Below are 17110 nucleotides of genomic sequence, written 5' to 3'. Positions count from 1 at the left end.
CTCCCACATTTAGTCCGCGTTCACTTCAATCAGCTATCCAGCGCCTTGTACTTCTCGCGCAGGTGGTTACGAATCCACACCGCCGACAGGTTGAGCGTGGCGATCACCAGCACCAGCAACAGCGCTGTGGCGTACACCAGCGGCCGTGCGGCTTCAACGTTAGGGCTCTGGAAGCCGACGTCATAAATATGGAAGCCCAGGTGCATGATCTTCTGGTCCAGGTGCAGGTACGGGTAGTTGCCGTCCACCGGCAGCGACGGCGCCAGTTTCACCACACCCACCAGCATCAGCGGCGCCACTTCACCGGCGGCACGGGCCACGGCGAGGATCATGCCGGTCATCATCGCCGGGCTGGCCATCGGCAGGACGATCTTCCACAGCGTTTCCGCCTTGGTCGCGCCCAATGCCAGGGAGCCTTCACGCACGGTACGAGGAATCCGCGCCAGGCCTTCTTCGGTGGCCACGATCACCACGGGGACTGCCAGCAGCGCCAGGGTCAGGGACGCCCAGAGCAAACCCGGGGTACCGAAGGTCGGTGCGGGCAACGCTTCCGAGAAGAACAACCGGTCCACCGAACCGCCCAGTACGTAGACGAAGAAGCCCAGGCCGAACACGCCGTAGACAATGGCCGGAACGCCCGCCAGGTTGTTCACGGCGATGCGGATAATTCGGGTCAGGGTGTTCTGCTTGGCGTACTCACGCAGGTACACCGCCGCCAACACGCCGAACGGGGTCACGATCATGGCCATGATCAGCGTCATCATCACGGTGCCGAAGATCGCCGGGAAGATCCCGCCTTCGGTGTTGGCTTCCCGTGGGTCGTCGCTGAGGAATTCCCAGACCTTACTGAAGTAGAAGCCGACCTTGGTCATGTAACCCATGGCATTGGGCTGGTAGGCATGCACCACCTTGCCGATGCTGATTTCCAGTTCTTTGCCGTTGGCGTCGCGGGCGGTCAGGCTGTCGCGGTTGAACTGGGTATGCAGGTCAGACAGGCGCGCTTCGATGTCCTTGTAGCGATTGTTCAGCTCGGCGCGGCCACTGTCCATGTCGGCTTGAGCGGTGGCGTCCAGCTTGCCTTCCAGCTCCAGCTTGCGACCATGCAGGCGGATACGTTCCAAACCTGCGTTGATCGCGCCGATATCGGACTTTTCAAGGGTCTTGAGCTGAGCCGCGAGCTTGTTGACGCGGTCCACACGGGCTTGCAGTTCCGGCCACGCGGCAGGGCCTTCAGCGATAACCTTGCCGTCCTGTTTGACGTTGACCAGGGTGCCGTAGAAGTTACCCCACTCACGGCGCTCGATGGTCATCAGCTCTGCGGGCTTGGTCTGGTTGGTCAGCCACTCGCCGACGATCCAGGTGAAGTCATTGCCGTTCAAGTCGCGGTTACCGACCTTGATCAGCTCGCGGGTCATGAATTCCGGACCTTGATCCGGTACCGGCAAGCCAGCGCTTTTCAGGCGCTCACGAGGCACTTCTTCTTTCTGTACCACCTCGCCGATGACCATATGGTTGGCCTGGCCCGGTACGTCATAGTTGGCCTGGATCAGGTCAGCCGGCCAGAAGTGGCCCAGGCCACGCACAGCAATCACGGCCAACAAACCAATGGTCATGATGACCGCGATGGACACCGCACCACCGCTGATCCAGACGCCGGGAGCGCCGCTCTTGAACCATCCATTCAGGGAGTTCTGTTTCACAGACTTCTACCTTTCTTAAAGCGACGAGTATTTCTTGCGCAGACGCTGACGAATCAGCTCGGCGAGGGTGTTCATGATGAAGGTGAACAACAGCAGCACCAGCGCCGAGAGGAACAGCACGCGGTAGTGGCTACCACCGACTTCCGACTCGGGCATTTCCACTGCGACGTTAGCCGCGAGGGTACGCAGGCCTTCGAACAGGTTCATTTCCATTACGGGGGTATTGCCGGTGGCCATCAGCACAATCATGGTTTCGCCGACCGCACGGCCCATACCGATCATCAGCGCCGAGAAAATCCCCGGGCTGGCGGTCAGGATGACGACACGAGTCATGGTCTGCCACGGCGTAGCACCGAGGGCCAGGGAACCCAGGGTCAGGCCGCGAGGTACGCTGAACACGGCGTCTTCAGCAATGGAGTAGATGTTCGGGATCACCGCAAAACCCATGGCCAGGCCGACTACCAGGGCGTTGCGCTGGTCGTAGGTGATGCCCAGATCGTGAGAGATCCACATACGCATGTCGCCGCCGAAGAACCAGGTTTCCAGGTACGGGCTCATGTACAGAGAGAGCCAGCCCACAAACAGGATCACCGGGATCAGGATCGCACTTTCCCAGCCGTCCGGTACTCGCAGGCGGATAGACTCAGGCAGACGGCTGAAGACGAAGCCGGCCACCAGAATGCCAATCGGCAACAGCATCAGCAGACTGAATATCCCCGGTAGATGCCCTTCGACATACGGCGCCAGGAACAGCCCGGCGAAGAAGCCGAGGATCACCGTCGGCATCGCTTCCATCAGTTCGATCACCGGCTTGACCTTGCGGCGCAGGCTCGGGGCCATGAAGTAGGCGGTGTAGATGGCAGCAGCGACGGCCAGTGGTGCGGCCAGCAGCATGGCGTAGAACGCAGCCTTGAGCGTACCGAAGGTCAACGGCGCCAGGCTCATCTTGGGTTCGAAGTCGGTGTTGGCGGCGGTCGATTGCCAGACATATTTAGGCTCGTCGTAGTTTTCGTACCAGACCTTGCTCCACAGCGCGCTCCAGGACACTTCCGGGTGCGGGTTGTCCAGCAGCAACGGTTGCAGCTTGCCGCCGGCTTCGACGATCACACGGTTGGCCCGTGGCGACAGGCCGAACACGCCTTGACCATCGACCACCGGGTCCACCAGCAAGGTGCGGTGGGCGGTGCTGTGGAACACGCCGAGCTTGCCGGAAGCGTCGAGGGCGACAAAACCTTTGCGACGTTCTTCGGCGGTGATTTCGATGACAGGCGCGGTGCCCATCTGGAAGGTGCGGATCTGCTTCAGGCGTTGTTCGCCATCCGGATCACGGGCCATGAACCACTGAGCCAGGCCGCCCTTGGAATCGCCGACGATCAACGAGATACCACCCACCAGTTGGGTACTGGCAGTCACGTCGGCACCGGCGTCTTCCAGCAGTTTGTAGCGACCGTTGAGGCTGTTGTCCCGCAGGCTGAATACATCGGCCAAGGCGCGACCGTTGATCACGTACAGCCATTGCTGACGCGGGTCGACGAAGATGGCTTTGACCGGCTCAGTCATTTGCGGCAGCTCGATGCGCTTCTGCTCGCTGGTGACTTCACCGGTCATCATGTTTTCTTCGCGACTCACGGACAGCACGTTCAAGTGCGACCCGGCGGAACCGGCCACCACCAGAGACGAATCCGTGGCGTTGAGCGCAACGTGCTCAAGCGGGCGACCTTGCTCGTCGAGCACGATAGGCGTTTCGCCGTAAGGGTATTCGACCGCAGGTGTAATGGTCTTCTTGCCGTCCGGGTAGGACACTTTGTAGGTATGGCGGAACACCAGGGACTCGCCGTTGGACAGGCCGAGGATCACCAGCGGGCTGCCTGGCTGGTCCTCACCGATGGAAGCGACGCTGGTACCGGCCGGGAGTGGCAGGTTGACGCGCTTGAGTTCAGCCCCGGTGTCGATATCAAAGAACAGCGCCTGGCCCTTGTCGGAAACCCGCATGGCAACCTGGTTCTGTTCTTCCAGGGAGATCATCAGTGGCTTGCCGGCGTCCTGTACCCAGGCAGGCGTCAGGGCCTCTTCCTTGGTCAGGCTGGCACCCTGGAACAGCGGCGCAACCACGTAGGCGAGGAAGAAGAAGATCAAGGTGATCGCGCCCAAGACGGCGAGACCGCCAATCAGGACATACCAACGGGTCAGGCGATCCTTGAGCGCGCGAATGCGGCGCTTGCGTTGCAGCTCAGGCGTATTGAAATCAATGCGCTTGGGGGGAGAAGTCGTCGTCATGGTGGAATTGGCCAGATCATTCATGCGCACACCCTAGCGATCCTGTATGACAGAAAGATGACAATGCAGTGACGCAAAAAATCCGCCGCGTAGCAAAGCTGGCAGCGGACTGAAAAATTAGGGGTATGGGAGGTCTAGTGTGGGAGCGGGCTTGCCCGCTCCCACAGAAGAGCACACTCCTACACCAGGTGGTGCGGGCTTACTTGCCGCCTTCTTTCAAACCCAGGTCAGCCAGTGCCTTGGCGGCAACTTTGGCTGGCAGTGGGATGTAGCCGTCTTTCACTACAACTTCCTGGCCCTGTTTGGACAGAACCAGTTTCACGAACTCAGCTTCCAGCGGAGCCAGAGGCTTGTTCGGGGCTTTGTTGACGTAAACGTAGAGGAAGCGCGACAGCGGGTATTTGCCGTTCAGGGCGTTTTCTTCGCTGTCTTCGATGAAGTCAGTGCTGCCTTTCTTGGCCAGGGCCACGGTCTTCACGCTGGCGGTCTTGTAGCCGATGCCCGAATAACCAATGCCGTTCAGCGAGGAGCTGATGGACTGCACGACCGAAGCCGAGCCTGGTTGTTCGTTCACGTTAGGCTTGTAGTCGCCTTTGCACAGGGCTTCTTCTTTGAAGTAGCCGTAGGTGCCGGATACCGAGTTGCGACCGAACAGTTGTACTGGCTTGTTGGCCAGGTCACCGGTCACGCCCAGGTCGCCCCAGGTTTTCACGTCGGCTTTGGCGCCGCACAGACGAGTCGAGGAGAAGATCGCGTCGACTTGTTCCATGGTCAGGTGCTGGATCGGGTTGTCCTTGTGCACGAACACGGCCAGGGCATCCACGGCAACCGGGATAGCGGTTGGCTTGTAGCCGTACTTCTGCTCGAAGGCAGCCAGTTCGGTGTCCTTCATCTTGCGGCTCATCGGGCCCAGGTTGGAGGTGCCTTCAGTCAGCGCAGGTGGCGCAGTGGCGGAGCCGGCGGCCTGAATCTGGATGTTGACGTTCGGGTATTCCTTTTTGTAACCCTCAGCCCACAAGGTCATCAGGTTTGCCAGGGTATCGGAACCAACGCTGGACAAGTTGCCCGACACACCCGTGGTCTTCACGTAAGCCGGAATTGCCGGGTCAACACCAGCGGCCACCGCGTGGGCAGTCGCAACGCCAGCAGCGACAAAAGTCATTGCCGCCATCAAACGCTTCAGTTTCATGCCTTACTCCTAGCAGATAGGGATAGTTGGATCGGGGCCAAGTATCGGTAGGCCGTGTGAACACTCTATGTCTGGAATGTGACAATTAGATGAAAGGCCAGTATTCGAGAAGAACACTGGCCTTTGGGGGAAATACCTGAAAATACGGGGCAAAACAGGAAACGAGGGCGTTGATACGGGGACTGGGAAACACTCTGCAATGGTTAATGGGCTGCGCCTGGCGACACAGCCCTACAACGAGTCGTTAGCGACCACGCTTCCACAAATACCCGCCCACCAGCATCCCCATCGTGCAGATCACTGCCACATAGTAAGCCGGCCCCATCGGGCTTTCCTTCATCAGCAACGACACCGCCAATGGCGTCAGGCCGCCAAACACCGCGTAAGCAACGTTGTAGGAAAACGATAATCCGCTAAACCGGACTACTGCTGGAAAGGCCTTGACCATCACGTAGGGCACCACGCCAACCACACCCACAAACAGGCCCGTCAGGGTGTACAGCGGGAACAGCCAGTCAGGGTGATCAAGCAAGCTGTGGTAGAGCGTCCAGGAGGTCGCCAGCAGCAGCGCACAGCCGGCGATCAACACCCGACCTGCGCCGAAGCGGTCCGCCAGGGCGCCGGACGCGATGCAACCGAGGCTCAGGGTGACGATCGCCAGGCTGTTGGCTTGCAATGACACGGTAGGGCTGAAGTGGTAGACGGTCTGCAGCACCGTCGGGGTCATCAGAATGACCACCACGATGCCGGCGGAGAGCAGCCAGGTCAGCAGCATCGACAGCACGATGGCGCCACGGTGGTCGCGCAACACGGCACGCAGCGGCAACTCGGCGGCCAGTGTCTTGCGTTGCTGCATCTCGGCGAAAATCGGCGTTTCATGCAGCCAGCGACGCAGGTACACCGAGAACAGACCGAAGACGCCACCCAGCAGGAAAGGGATCCGCCAGGCGTAATCCGAGACCTGCTCCGGGGTGTAGACCGAGTTGATCGCGGTGGCCACCAGCGACCCGAGCAAGATCCCGGCGGTCAACCCGCTGGTCAGGGTGCCGCAGGCGTAGCCGATGTGCCGTGGCGGCACATGCTCGGAGACGAATACCCAGGCACCAGGCACCTCACCGCCAATTGCCGCGCCCTGGATCACTCGCATCAGCAGCAACAGGATCGGCGCCCACAGCCCGATCTGTGCGTAGGTGGGCAGCAGGCCCATGATCAGAGTCGGTACGGCCATCATGAAGATGCTCAGGGTGAACATCTTCTTGCGGCCCAGCAGGTCGCCGAAGTGGGCCATGATGATGCCACCCAGGGGCCGAGCCAAGTAACCAGCGGCGAAAATGCCGAAAGTCTGCATCAGGCGCAGCCATTCGGGCATATCAGCCGGGAAGAACAGCTTTCCGACCACAGTGGCGAAAAATACGAAGATGATGAAATCGTAAAATTCCAGTGCCCCGCCCAAAGCAGACAGCGACAGGGTTTTGTAGTCGTTGCGGGTCAGCGGTCGTGCGGGCTGCGCAATGCTTGAAGGCACTGTGGTCATGGCAAGGCTTCTCTTATTGGTCAGATCAGGAATCGCAACGGCGTCGGTTGTGGTCTGGCAGGTCCGGCACGATAGCAAATTGCTCGAAAAAGCATAGCCTCAACACCTAAACGGTTATTGAGCCAACTCGCGCCCCGCCAGCCAATATCTTGCCGGGATGGGTATTCCTTCTTTGAATTATTGTTGGGGACCAGAAACGCCAGCAAATACTGGGGGCCAACGCTGAAAAGGCACAATGGTCAAACCCCTCAACTTCCCTGACTGCTTTGGCCAGTTTTTTGACGCCAAACCGGCCGGATCCTGCACCCTCAACGCAGTCATTCAGATAGACGATCAAAAACAGAACCGGAAGGTCGTCTCAGCGTCTATCGACCGATATACTGCAAACCCTGCACCTGCTTATATCTGGGGTTACTGCGCGAAAACGTCGTTGGCATTGTTCAGCCGCTTTCGCAGAGTTTCCCTTCAGGCGCCTTTCGAAAAACGTGACGAACGTAGTATGTTCGGGGCTGAATCGTTTTTCCAAGACGGCTATTCACCGGCTACATACTCCAAGAGTCACGGGTCAGAGGCACCCCCGGCATGATCGAACTCGAACAAGAAGATCCTATCCCGCAAGGCGATCTCGCCCTGCAAATCACCGCGCTCCCGCGTGAAACCAATGGTTTCGGCGATATCTTCGGCGGCTGGCTGGTAGCCCAGATGGACCTGGCGGGCACGGCAATGGCCAGCAAAGTTGCGGGTGGCCGCGTCGCGACCGTCGCGATCGATCGCATGGCGTTCCTGGTGCCGGTGGCAGTAGGCGCACAGCTGTCCTTCTATACCCAAGCCCTGGAAATCGGCCGCAGCTCGATCCAGATGATGGTCGAAGTATGGAGCGACGATCCCCTGTCCAGTGAATGGCGCAAGGTCACCGAGGCGGTGTTTGTGTTCGTCGCCATTGATGGCAGTGGCCGCACCCGATCGGTTCCGTCGCGAGCGCGTTAAACCTCGCTGCGGTTTGACGGTCCATTGCACCGAATTGTCTGTCATTGAGAGAACACCTATGTCTACGCCTGACGTTGAAATCGTGAAACTGGATGAGCTGACCTGCTGGCGCATCCGCCACGAAGGAGCCGAATTGGTGATCGCCCAACAAGGCGCCCACCTCGTCAGCTACCAGCGTGCCGGCGAAAAGCCGCTGATCTGGCCCAACGACAACGTGGTATTCAAGACAGGCAAAGGCATCCGCACGGGCGTGCCGATCTGCTGGCCGTGGTTTGGGGTTTTCGACCGTAACCCGCAAAGCGTCAAGGCCATGCGTCACAGTGACACGCCGGCCGGGGCCCACGGCTTCGTGCGCACCGCTGACTGGACGCTGGAAAAGACCACCACGAGTGCCAATGCCTTGCAGTTGGATTTTGCACTGACGGTGCCGCAGGGCGGTTTTGCGCAGTGGCCCCATCAGGTCGACCTGAAGATGAGCGTGCTGCTGGATGATCAGTTACATATCCGCCTGAGCAGCCATAACCGCAGTACCGACACCGTGACCATCAGCCAGGCGTTGCACAGCTATTTCGCCGTCAGTGACGTGCGCAATGTGCAGGTCGAAGGGCTGGATGGGCTGGAGTACATCAATACCGCAGACGACTGGAAGACCGCCAAACAGTCCGGCCCTCTGCACTTTACCGGCGAAACCGACCGCATCTACCTCGACACGCCGACGCAGTTGAACATTGTCGATAAAGACTGGCAGCGCCGCATCCAGCTCACCAGCACTGGCTCCCATTCGACGGTGATCTGGAACCCCTGGACCGAACGGGCCAAGGCCTTCAGCGACATGGCTGACGATGGCTGGCAGGGTATGCTGTGCGTCGAGACGGCGAATGTGCTGGGCGATGTAGTGAGCTTGGCGCCGGGTGAAAGCCATACCTTGGGTGTGAGCATCACTGGCATCGCGCTGTAAACCCGCTGTAACCGCTGCCGAGGCACGAGGCTACGATGCGAGCCGCAGGACAGCCCTCAGGGACTGCATCGCAACCCATCGCTGCCTCATACCTCGGCAGCGGCTACAGGTCGAACTCCTTCACCGCCCGCACTGTCCCCGCCTCCAGCGCATACGCCGCGTCAGCCAGGTCATTGTTGACCGTCTCCACCTTCAACGTCCCCGTCACCCACAGCGGTGTGTAGATGTCATCCAGCTTCAAGCCTTTGGGATAACGCACCAGCACCAACTGGTTAGGCGGCGGTGGCGGCACGTGAATGCAGGCACCTGGGTAAGGCACCAGGAAGAACAGCGTGCTGCGGCCCTTGGCGTCGGTCTCCAATGGCACCGGATAGCCACCAATGCGGATGTGCTTGCCGTTCATGGCCGCCACGGTCTTGGTGGAATACATCACCGCAGGCAAACCCTTGCTCTGCTTCAAACCACCCTTTGCAGTAAAGGTGCCTTGGGCTTCCGGAGAGTTGTGGTCGATTTCCGGCATTTGCTCGAGGGCTTTCTGGTCCGACTTGGGCATCAATTCAAGCCAGTCGGTTTCCGGCAATTCGCCGGCATGGGCCAGGCCAGTGCCCAGCAAGAGGAGAGTCAACAAGAAACGGCGCATGAAAGAGCTCGGCAAGGAAACAATGCCGAGCATTCTAGCCCTCTGCGCCTGCATAGCGCAGAGGGCTCAGCGCTGAATTACTTCTTTTTCAGCAGACTGTAGATCACCAACAGAACCACGGCACCCACCAGCGCACCGATAAAACCTGCGCCCTGGCCTGCCTGGTAGATACCCAGTGCCTGACCGCCGTAGGTGGCGGCCAAAGAACCGGCAATACCCAGCAGGATGGTCATGATCCAGCCCATGCTGTCGTCGCCCGGCTTCAGGAAACGTGCCAGCAGGCCGACGATCAAGCCGATAAAGATGGTTCCAATAATACCCATGGCATTTCCCTCTGAATGAATTTAGCTAGAGCCTAGTCAGACTTTGGCATCCTGCAATCAGAGGATGACGGTTACCAATGGTTCCCGCCAGCGTTTGGGTTATTGTTCGGCGATCAGCGCTTGGACCTTGAGGATCTGTTGCTCCAGGGTCACTCGATCCTTGCTGCGCAGGTTGGCATGGCCGACTTTGCGCCCGACCTTGAACGCCTTGCCGTAGTGGTGCAGGTGGCAGTCATCGATAGCGACGACCTTTTCCACCGGCGGGACCACCCCGATGAAGTTGAGCATGGCGCTCTCGCCAACCTTGGCCGTCGACCCCAACGGCAAGCCCGCTACCGCCCGCAGGTGGTTTTCGAACTGGCTGCACTCGGCGCCTTCGGTGGTCCAGTGCCCCGAATTGTGCACACGTGGGGCGATTTCGTTGGCCTTGAGGCCGCCGTCGACTTCAAAGAACTCGAACGCCATCACGCCGACGTAATCCAGCTGCTTCAACACCCGGCTGGAATAATCTTCGGCCAGGGCTTGCAGCGGGTGGTCGGTGCTGGCCACGGACAGCTTGAGGATGCCGCTGTCGTGAGTGTTGTGCACCAACGGGTAGAAACGGGTCTCGCCATCACGAGCGCGTACGGCGATCAACGAAACTTCACCGGTGAACGGCACGAAGCCTTCCAGCAGGCAAGCAACGCTACCCAGCTCGGCGAAAGTGCCGACCACATCGGCGGCGGTGCGCAGGACTTTCTGGCCCTTGCCGTCATAACCCAACGTGCGGGTCTTCAACACGGCCGGCAGGCCGATGGCCGCGACTGCAGCATCCAGGTCCGCCTGGGACTGGATGTCCGCGAACGCCGGCGTTGGAATGCCCAGGTCCTTGAACATGCTCTTTTCGAACCAGCGGTCGCGCGCGATGCGCAGGGCTTCGGCGCTCGGGTACACCGGGACGAATTGCGACAGGAAGGCCACGGTTTCGGCCGGAACGCTTTCGAACTCGAACGTCACCAGGTCGACTTCATCGGCCAGTTGGCGCAGGTGATCCGGGTCGCTGTAGTCAGCCCGCAGGTGTTCACCCAACGCCGCAGCACAGGCGTCCGGCGCCGGGTCCAGGAAAGCGAAGTTCATCCCCAGCGGGGTGCCCGCCAGAGCCAGCATGCGACCCAGTTGGCCGCCACCGATTACACCGATTTTCATCAATCAACAACCTCAGGCGATGCGTGGGTCTGGATTGTCCAGGACGCTGTCTGTCTGTTCAGCACGGAATTTTTTCAGCACCGCGTGGAACTGCGGGTGCTTGGCGCCCAGGATGCTGGCGGACAGCAAGGCTGCGTTGATCGCGCCGGCCTTGCCAATCGCCAGGGTCGCCACCGGAATACCGGCGGGCATCTGCACGATGGACAACAGCGAATCCACACCCGAGAGCATCGACGACTGCACCGGCACGCCGAGTACCGGCAGGTGGGTCTTGGCCGCACACATGCCCGGCAGGTGCGCCGCGCCACCGGCACCGGCGATGATCACCTCGATGCCACGCGATTCTGCTTCATCGGCATACTGGAACAGCAAATCCGGCGTGCGGTGGGCAGAGACCACTTTCACTTCATACGGAATGCCGAGCTTTTCCAGCATATCGGCGGTGTGGCTAAGGGTGGACCAATCGGACTTGGAGCCCATGATCACGCCAACCAATGCACTCATCGTCGTGCCTCTTCTCTCTGGGCGCCCGCAGGCGCGTCAAAAAACAACAAGCCACGCGGGAAATCCGGCGTGGCTTGTTGTACGAATTAAGGCCGGTTGGACCGGCCGAAGGCCGCGCAGTATACCGTAATAATCCAGATAAACAGCCCCTGGGATGACCATCTGTCTAGCGGCGTAAACCAGCGGTTTTATTGACTTCCAGGTCAGTCCCAGACATCACTGAACCCTGTGGGAGGGGGCTTGTTCCCGAAAGTGGTGTGTCAGTGACAGATAAGTGCCTGAAACACCGCTTTCGGGAGCAAGCCCCCTCCCACATTTGATCTGTGTTGGTTCAGGTATTTTGCGCCGCACCGCCTTCCAACTTGCGCCACAACAACCGCACATTCGCCTTGCGCACCAACGCGCAGCGGTACAGTCGAATCTCCAGCGGCACATGCCATTGCGGACCACCGCACACCACCAACTCACCTCGGGCCAGTTCGGCACGCACGCTCAACTGTGGCACCCAGGCAATCCCCAAGCCTTCCAGGGCCATGCTTTTCAGGCTGTCGGCCATCGCCGTTTCATAAACCGTGGTGAAACGCAGGGCCCGCTGGCGCAGCAACAGGTTGACCGAACGCCCAAGAAACGCCCCGGCGCTATAAGCCAACAGCGGCACGCTGCCCTCACCTTCCAGGTCGAACAACGGCTTGCCGTCCGCATCAGCGGCGCACACCGGGAGCATTTCGGTATTGCCCAGGTGCAACGACGGGAAGATCTCCGGGTCCATCTGCATCGCGGCATCCGGATCGTAGAATGCCAACATCAGGTCACACCCGCCTTCACGCAGTGCATGCACGGCGTCACCGACATTGGTGGCGACCAGCCGCGTGGCGATGTTCAGACCTTCGTTTCGCAACTGGGCGATCCAACGCGGGAAAAACCCCAATGCCAAGGAGTGCGCAGCCGCCACTTGCATGACTTCCCCCTGCCCGCCTTCCAGATGGTGCAAGTGGCGCAGCACTTCACCGAGTTGCTCGACCACGGTGCGCGCCGTCACCAGGAACAACTGCCCCGCCGCCGTCAGTTCGACAGGCGTACGCGAGCGGTTGACCAGTGTCAGCCCCAGCGCGGCTTCGAGGCTGCGGATTCTGCGGCTGAACGCTGGCTGGGTAACGAAGCGCCGCTCCGCCGCCTGGGAGAAACTGCGGGTGGCAGCCAAGGCGCTAAAGTCTTCCAGCCATTTGCTTTCAAGGTTCATCAGGTCCTCCCAGGGTATGCACCATTTTGGCACACACGCCCGCCATGGTAATCGGGTCACACCAACATTATGCCGTTTCTGCATAGGCCAGTGCTTAACAGCATTGGCCCTAAAACTTCTGCAAGCCTAGCATTCGCAGCGTTCCGGCCAGTTCCGGGTCCATATCGAGATGATTTCCGTCATGTCCTCCGCTGCATCATTCCGCACAGAAAAAGACCTGCTTGGCGTACTTGAAGTACCCGCTCAAGCGTATTACGGCATCCAGACCCTGCGAGCGGTGAATAACTTCCGCCTCTCGGGCGTTCCGATTTCGCATTACCCGAAATTGGTGGTCGGCCTGGCAATGGTCAAACAAGCCGCCGCTGACGCCAACCGTGAGTTGGGCCAGCTCAGCGAAGCCAAGCACGCTGCCATCAGCGAAGCCTGTGCCCGTCTGATCCGCGGCGATTTCCACGAAGAGTTCGTGGTGGACATGATTCAAGGCGGCGCGGGCACTTCAACCAACATGAATGCCAACGAAGTCATCGCCAATATCGCGTTGGAGGCCATGGGCCACAACAAAGGCGAATACCAGTACCTGCACCCCAACAACGACGTGAACATGGCGCAGTCGACCAACGACGCCTACCCGACTGCGATCCGCCTGGGTCTGCTGCTGGGTCACGACGCGTTGCTGGCCAGCCTCGACAGCCTGATCCAGTCGTTCGCCGCCAAGGGTGAAGAATTCAACCACGTCCTGAAAATGGGCCGTACCCAGCTGCAAGACGCCGTGCCGATGACCCTCGGCCAGGAATTCCGCGCCTTCGCCACCACCCTGGGTGAAGACCTGGCACGCCTGAAAACCCTGGCGCCGGAGCTGCTGACCGAAGTCAACCTGGGCGGCACCGCCATCGGTACCGGCATCAACGCCGACCCGCGTTATCAGGCCCTGGCCGTTTCGCGCCTGGCCACCATCAGCGGCCAGCCGCTGGTACCGGCTGCCGACCTGATCGAAGCCACTTCCGACATGGGCGCCTTCGTGCTGTTCTCCGGCATGCTCAAGCGTACTGCGGTGAAGCTGTCGAAGATCTGCAACGACCTGCGCCTGCTGTCCAGCGGCCCACGTACCGGCATCAACGAGATCAACTTGCCGGCTCGCCAGCCAGGCAGCTCAATCATGCCCGGCAAGGTCAACCCGGTGATCCCGGAAGCCGTTAACCAAGTCGCGTTCCAGATCATCGGTAACGACCTGGCACTGACCATTGCTGCCGAAGGCGGTCAATTGCAACTGAACGTGATGGAGCCGCTGATCGCTTTCAAGATCTTCGACTCGATCCGCCTGCTGCAACGGGCCATGGACATGCTGCGCGAGCACTGCATCGTCGGCATTACCGCCAACGAAGCCCGCTGCCGCGAGTTGGTGGAACACTCCATCGGCCTGGTTACCGCGCTGAACCCGTACATCGGCTATGAAAACGCCACCCGTATCGCCCGTATTGCCCTTGAAAGCGGCCGCGGCGTGCTGGAACTGGTGCGCGAAGAAGGCTTGCTCGACGACGCCATGCTCGACGACATCCTGCGCCCGGAAAACATGATTGCCCCACGCTTGGTGCCTTTGAAGGCCTAAGCGTTTGTTGCACCGCTCACCAGGTTGAGGGACTAGACACCTCTCACCTTTTGAGGGCCTGAAGGCTCGTTCTTCAGGCCCTTTTTTTTGCCTCAAGGTTGTGAAATGACGCCAATAAAAACTCCAAGATCGCCCAGTAAATCCGCCTTGTCCGTAACGCCTTGGCTGAAACCTTTAATCGCCTCGTGCAGACGGATCACACACTCCTAGGTATAGTGCCGCCCCTCTTCGCGTCAGCGGTCGTCGATAACGAGACCCTGGAAGCGCGAAACAGCATGAATAACAACACCCGCAAAAGGATTGGGTGTCGACCGTCGCGCACTGCCTGGTGCTTTGCGGCGTATCGGACCGTCCTGCGTTTGCCATTAGAAAAATCAGCGAGGAACACTCCATGCTAGAAGTCATCAACGACTTCCTCTCAGGGAAAGTATTGATCGTGCTCATTGTCGGGCTCGGTGGTTACTTCACGATCCGCTCGCGTTTCGTTCAGTTGCGCCACTTTTTCCACATGTTCGCGGTGTTCCGCGACAGCCTGAAAAGCAGCGCCGGTCAACTCAGCTCGTTCCAGGCGCTGATGCTCAGCCTGGCCGGCCGCGTCGGTGCCGGTAACATCGCAGGTGTCGGCATTGCCGTGACCCTGGGTGGCCCGGGCGCCGTGTTCTGGATGTGGGTGACCGCTCTGGTGGGCATGTCTTCGAGCTTTATCGAATGCTCCCTCGGCCAACTCTACAAGCGTACCGACGCTGAAGGTACGTACCGTGGCGGCCCGGCCTATTACATCCAGCACGGCTTGCACAAACGCTGGCTGGGGATGGTGATGGCGTTCCTACTGCTGGTGACCTTCGGCTTCGCCTTCAACGGTCTGCAAGCCCACGCTGTGACCCACTCGCTGAACAACGCCTTTGGCCTGGACACCACCTACACCGGCCTGGCCCTGGCGGTATTGCTGGGCCTGGTGTTTATCGGCGGGATCAAGCGTATCGCCTCGATCGCCGACCTGCTGGTGCCGGTCAAGACCCTGGTCTACATCGCCGTGACCCTGTACGTGATCGTGCTGCAATTCGACCACGTGCCGGCCATGCTGATGACCATCGTCAAGAGCGCCTTCGGCCTCGACCAAGCCTTCGGTGGCCTGGTGGGCAGCGCCATCATCATGGGCGTGAAACGTGGCGTGTTCGCCAACGAAGCCGGTCTTGGCAGTGCGCCTAACGTGGCGGCCGTGGCCTCGGTGGAACACCCGATCGCCCAAGGCGTGGTGCAAGCGTTCAGCGTATTCCTCGACACGTTCATCATCTGCACCTGCACCGCGTTGCTGATCCTGCTCTCGGGTTTCTACACTCCAGGCTTTGAAGGCGACGGTATCGCACTGACCCAGAACTCCCTGGCGGCGGTCGTCGGTGACTGGGGCCGGATGTTCATCTCGGTGGCCCTGGCGTTGTTCGTGTTCACCTCGATCATGTACAACTACTACCTCGGCGAGAGCAATCTGCGCTTCCTGGTGGGCAACAATCGCAAGGTGCTGATGGGTTATCGCGCACTGGTGCTGGTGCTGATCTTCTGGGGTTCCATCGAGAACCTCGGCACCGTGTTTGCCTTCGCCGACATCACCATGACCATGCTCGCGTTCGTCAACCTGTTCGCCCTGGCGTTCCTGTTCAAGATCGCCATGCGCATCCTCAACGACTACGACAACCAGCGTGCTGCGGGTATCAAGACCCCGGTGTTCGATTCCAGCCAGTTCCCGGACCTGGACCTGGATCGCAAAGCCTGGCCCGCCAATCCGGTGAAGCCTGCGCCTGTTGCAACAGCTACGGCTGAACTGAACGCTCAAGCGCAACGCTAAGAGCGTATCCGGTCTCGCCAAAAGCGGAACTGTATCGCTGAGACCGGATACCCCGTGACACACCGCCCGGCCTTGGGCATGCTCTGGGCCGCGCGGTGTTTTTCGTTCAGGAGAATTCTCGATGTCCCCAGCTAACAACGTCATGGTGCTCTACACCGGTGGCACCATCGGCATGCAGGCCAGCGCCAACGGCCTGGCCCCCGCTTCAGGTTTTGAAGCACGGATGAGCGATCACCTCGCCAGCCAGCCACAGCTCACCGTACCCGCCTGGCGTTTTCGCGAGATGGCGCCGTTGATCGACAGTGCCAACATGACCCCCGCCTACTGGCAGCGTTTGCGCATTGCCGTGATCGAAGCGGTGGATGCCGGCTGCGACGCCGTACTGATCCTGCACGGTACCGACACCCTGGCCTACAGCGCAGCCGCCATGAGCTTCCAACTGCTCGGCCTGCCGACGCCGGTGCTGTTCACCGGCTCCATGCTGCCTGCGGGCGTGCCCGACAGCGATGCCTGGGAAAACGTCAGCGGTGCCCTGGCAGCACTGGGCAAAGGCTTGGCGCCGGGTGTGCAACTGTATTTCCATGGCGAGCTGATGGCGCCGACCCGTTGCGCGAAGATTCGCAGCTTTGGCCGCCATCCGTTTGCCGCGTTGCAGCGCAATGGCGGCGTGGCCAAGGCTGACTCGGTGCCTGCGGCGCTGAATTATCGTCATGACAAAGAGCTCGCCAGCGTCGGCGTACTGCCGCTGGTTCCGGGCATCGTCGCTACGCAACTCGACGGCCTGATCAACAGCGGCATTCAGGCGCTGGTGCTGGAATGCTTCGGCAGCGGTACCGGGCCGAGCGATAACCCGGAGTTTCTCGCCAGCCTCAAGCGGGCTCAAGAGCTGGGCATCGTGGTCGTGGCAATTACCCAATGCCATGAAGGCGGCGTGGAGCTGGACGTGTATGAAGCCGGCAGCCGCTTGCGGGATGTTGGCGTGTTGTCGGGTGGCGGCATGACCCGCGAAGCAGTGTTCGGCAAACTTAATGCGCTGATCGGTGCCGGGCTCGCGACTCAAGAGATTCATCGACTGGTCGAGCTTGACCTGTGCGGCGAGCTTAGCTGATCGACGGCATATAACT

General features: G+C 60.2%; 14 protein-coding genes. 5 read left to right on the top strand and 9 right to left on the bottom strand.

What is annotated here, in order from left to right; translation table 11 throughout:
- Nucleotides 1–29: 29 nt before the first annotated feature.
- From pstA to J7E41_RS05900, 4 genes are all read right to left on the bottom strand, one after another.
- Nucleotides 30–1700: a phosphate ABC transporter permease PstA gene (gene pstA, locus J7E41_RS05915; protein ID WP_214990831.1), complete on the bottom strand. Its 1671-nt coding sequence runs from the start codon at nucleotides 1698–1700 to the stop codon at nucleotides 30–32.
- 15 nt (nucleotides 1701–1715) lie between these two features.
- The gene (locus tag J7E41_RS05910) at nucleotides 1716–4001 is read right to left on the bottom strand and encodes an ABC transporter permease subunit (protein ID WP_214990829.1); all 2286 of its coding nucleotides are present in this window, start codon (nucleotides 3999–4001) and stop codon (nucleotides 1716–1718) included.
- Nucleotides 4002–4176: 175 nt separating this feature from the next.
- The gene (locus J7E41_RS05905; RefSeq protein WP_214990827.1) at nucleotides 4177–5166 is read right to left on the bottom strand and encodes a phosphate ABC transporter substrate-binding protein PstS; all 990 of its coding nucleotides are present in this window, start codon (nucleotides 5164–5166) and stop codon (nucleotides 4177–4179) included.
- Between the two features lie 244 nt (nucleotides 5167–5410).
- A complete protein-coding gene (locus J7E41_RS05900) occupies nucleotides 5411–6691 on the bottom strand; it encodes an MFS transporter (RefSeq protein WP_214991378.1) in 1281 nt (426 codons plus the stop codon).
- Nucleotides 6692–7282: 591 nt separating this feature from the next.
- On the opposite strand from J7E41_RS05900, the gene J7E41_RS05895 reads away from it, so the two are divergent.
- Together J7E41_RS05895 and J7E41_RS05890 are read left to right on the top strand one after the other, a co-directional pair.
- Entirely contained in the window at nucleotides 7283–7687 is a 405-nt protein-coding gene (locus J7E41_RS05895) for an acyl-CoA thioesterase (protein WP_003176975.1), read from the top strand.
- A gap of 58 nt (nucleotides 7688–7745) precedes the next feature.
- On the top strand, nucleotides 7746–8645 hold the full coding sequence (locus tag J7E41_RS05890; RefSeq protein ID WP_214990825.1) for a D-hexose-6-phosphate mutarotase: 900 nt from the start codon (nucleotides 7746–7748) through the stop codon (nucleotides 8643–8645).
- Nucleotides 8646–8748: 103 nt separating this feature from the next.
- Here the strand turns inward: J7E41_RS05890 and J7E41_RS05885 are convergent, their stop codons facing one another.
- The 5 genes from J7E41_RS05885 to J7E41_RS05865 form a co-directional block, all read right to left on the bottom strand.
- Complete coding sequence (locus J7E41_RS05885; RefSeq protein ID WP_214990823.1) at nucleotides 8749–9285, bottom strand: DUF3299 domain-containing protein; 537 nt, start codon at nucleotides 9283–9285, stop codon at nucleotides 8749–8751.
- A 77-nt stretch (nucleotides 9286–9362) separates the two neighbouring features.
- On the bottom strand, nucleotides 9363–9608 hold the full coding sequence (locus tag J7E41_RS05880) for a GlsB/YeaQ/YmgE family stress response membrane protein (RefSeq protein WP_214990821.1): 246 nt from the start codon (nucleotides 9606–9608) through the stop codon (nucleotides 9363–9365).
- 99 nt (nucleotides 9609–9707) lie between these two features.
- Entirely contained in the window at nucleotides 9708–10793 is a 1086-nt protein-coding gene (locus J7E41_RS05875; protein ID WP_214990819.1) for a 5-(carboxyamino)imidazole ribonucleotide synthase, read from the bottom strand.
- Between the two features lie 12 nt (nucleotides 10794–10805).
- The gene (gene purE / locus J7E41_RS05870) at nucleotides 10806–11297 is read right to left on the bottom strand and encodes a 5-(carboxyamino)imidazole ribonucleotide mutase (protein ID WP_003195648.1); all 492 of its coding nucleotides are present in this window, start codon (nucleotides 11295–11297) and stop codon (nucleotides 10806–10808) included.
- A 331-nt stretch (nucleotides 11298–11628) separates the two neighbouring features.
- The gene (locus tag J7E41_RS05865; protein WP_214990817.1) at nucleotides 11629–12537 is read right to left on the bottom strand and encodes a LysR substrate-binding domain-containing protein; all 909 of its coding nucleotides are present in this window, start codon (nucleotides 12535–12537) and stop codon (nucleotides 11629–11631) included.
- Between the two features lie 181 nt (nucleotides 12538–12718).
- Between J7E41_RS05865 and aspA the strand changes: the two genes are divergently transcribed.
- The 3 genes from aspA to J7E41_RS05850 all read left to right on the top strand — a co-directional run bounded on the left by aspA (nucleotide 12719) and on the right by J7E41_RS05850 (nucleotide 17094).
- A complete protein-coding gene (aspA, locus tag J7E41_RS05860; protein ID WP_155582388.1) occupies nucleotides 12719–14143 on the top strand; it encodes an aspartate ammonia-lyase in 1425 nt (474 codons plus the stop codon).
- Between the two features lie 391 nt (nucleotides 14144–14534).
- A complete protein-coding gene (locus J7E41_RS05855; RefSeq protein WP_214990816.1) occupies nucleotides 14535–15986 on the top strand; it encodes an alanine/glycine:cation symporter family protein in 1452 nt (483 codons plus the stop codon).
- 121 nt (nucleotides 15987–16107) lie between these two features.
- Complete coding sequence (locus J7E41_RS05850) at nucleotides 16108–17094, top strand: asparaginase (protein ID WP_214990814.1); 987 nt, start codon at nucleotides 16108–16110, stop codon at nucleotides 17092–17094.
- Nucleotides 17095–17110: the final 16 nt, after the last annotated feature.

Origin of the sequence: Pseudomonas fluorescens (genome assembly GCF_018614655.1) — a bacterium.
GTDB lineage: Bacteria > Pseudomonadota > Gammaproteobacteria > Pseudomonadales > Pseudomonadaceae > Aquipseudomonas > Aquipseudomonas fluorescens_BX.
This window is presented reverse-complemented; position numbering and strand designations above follow the sequence as displayed.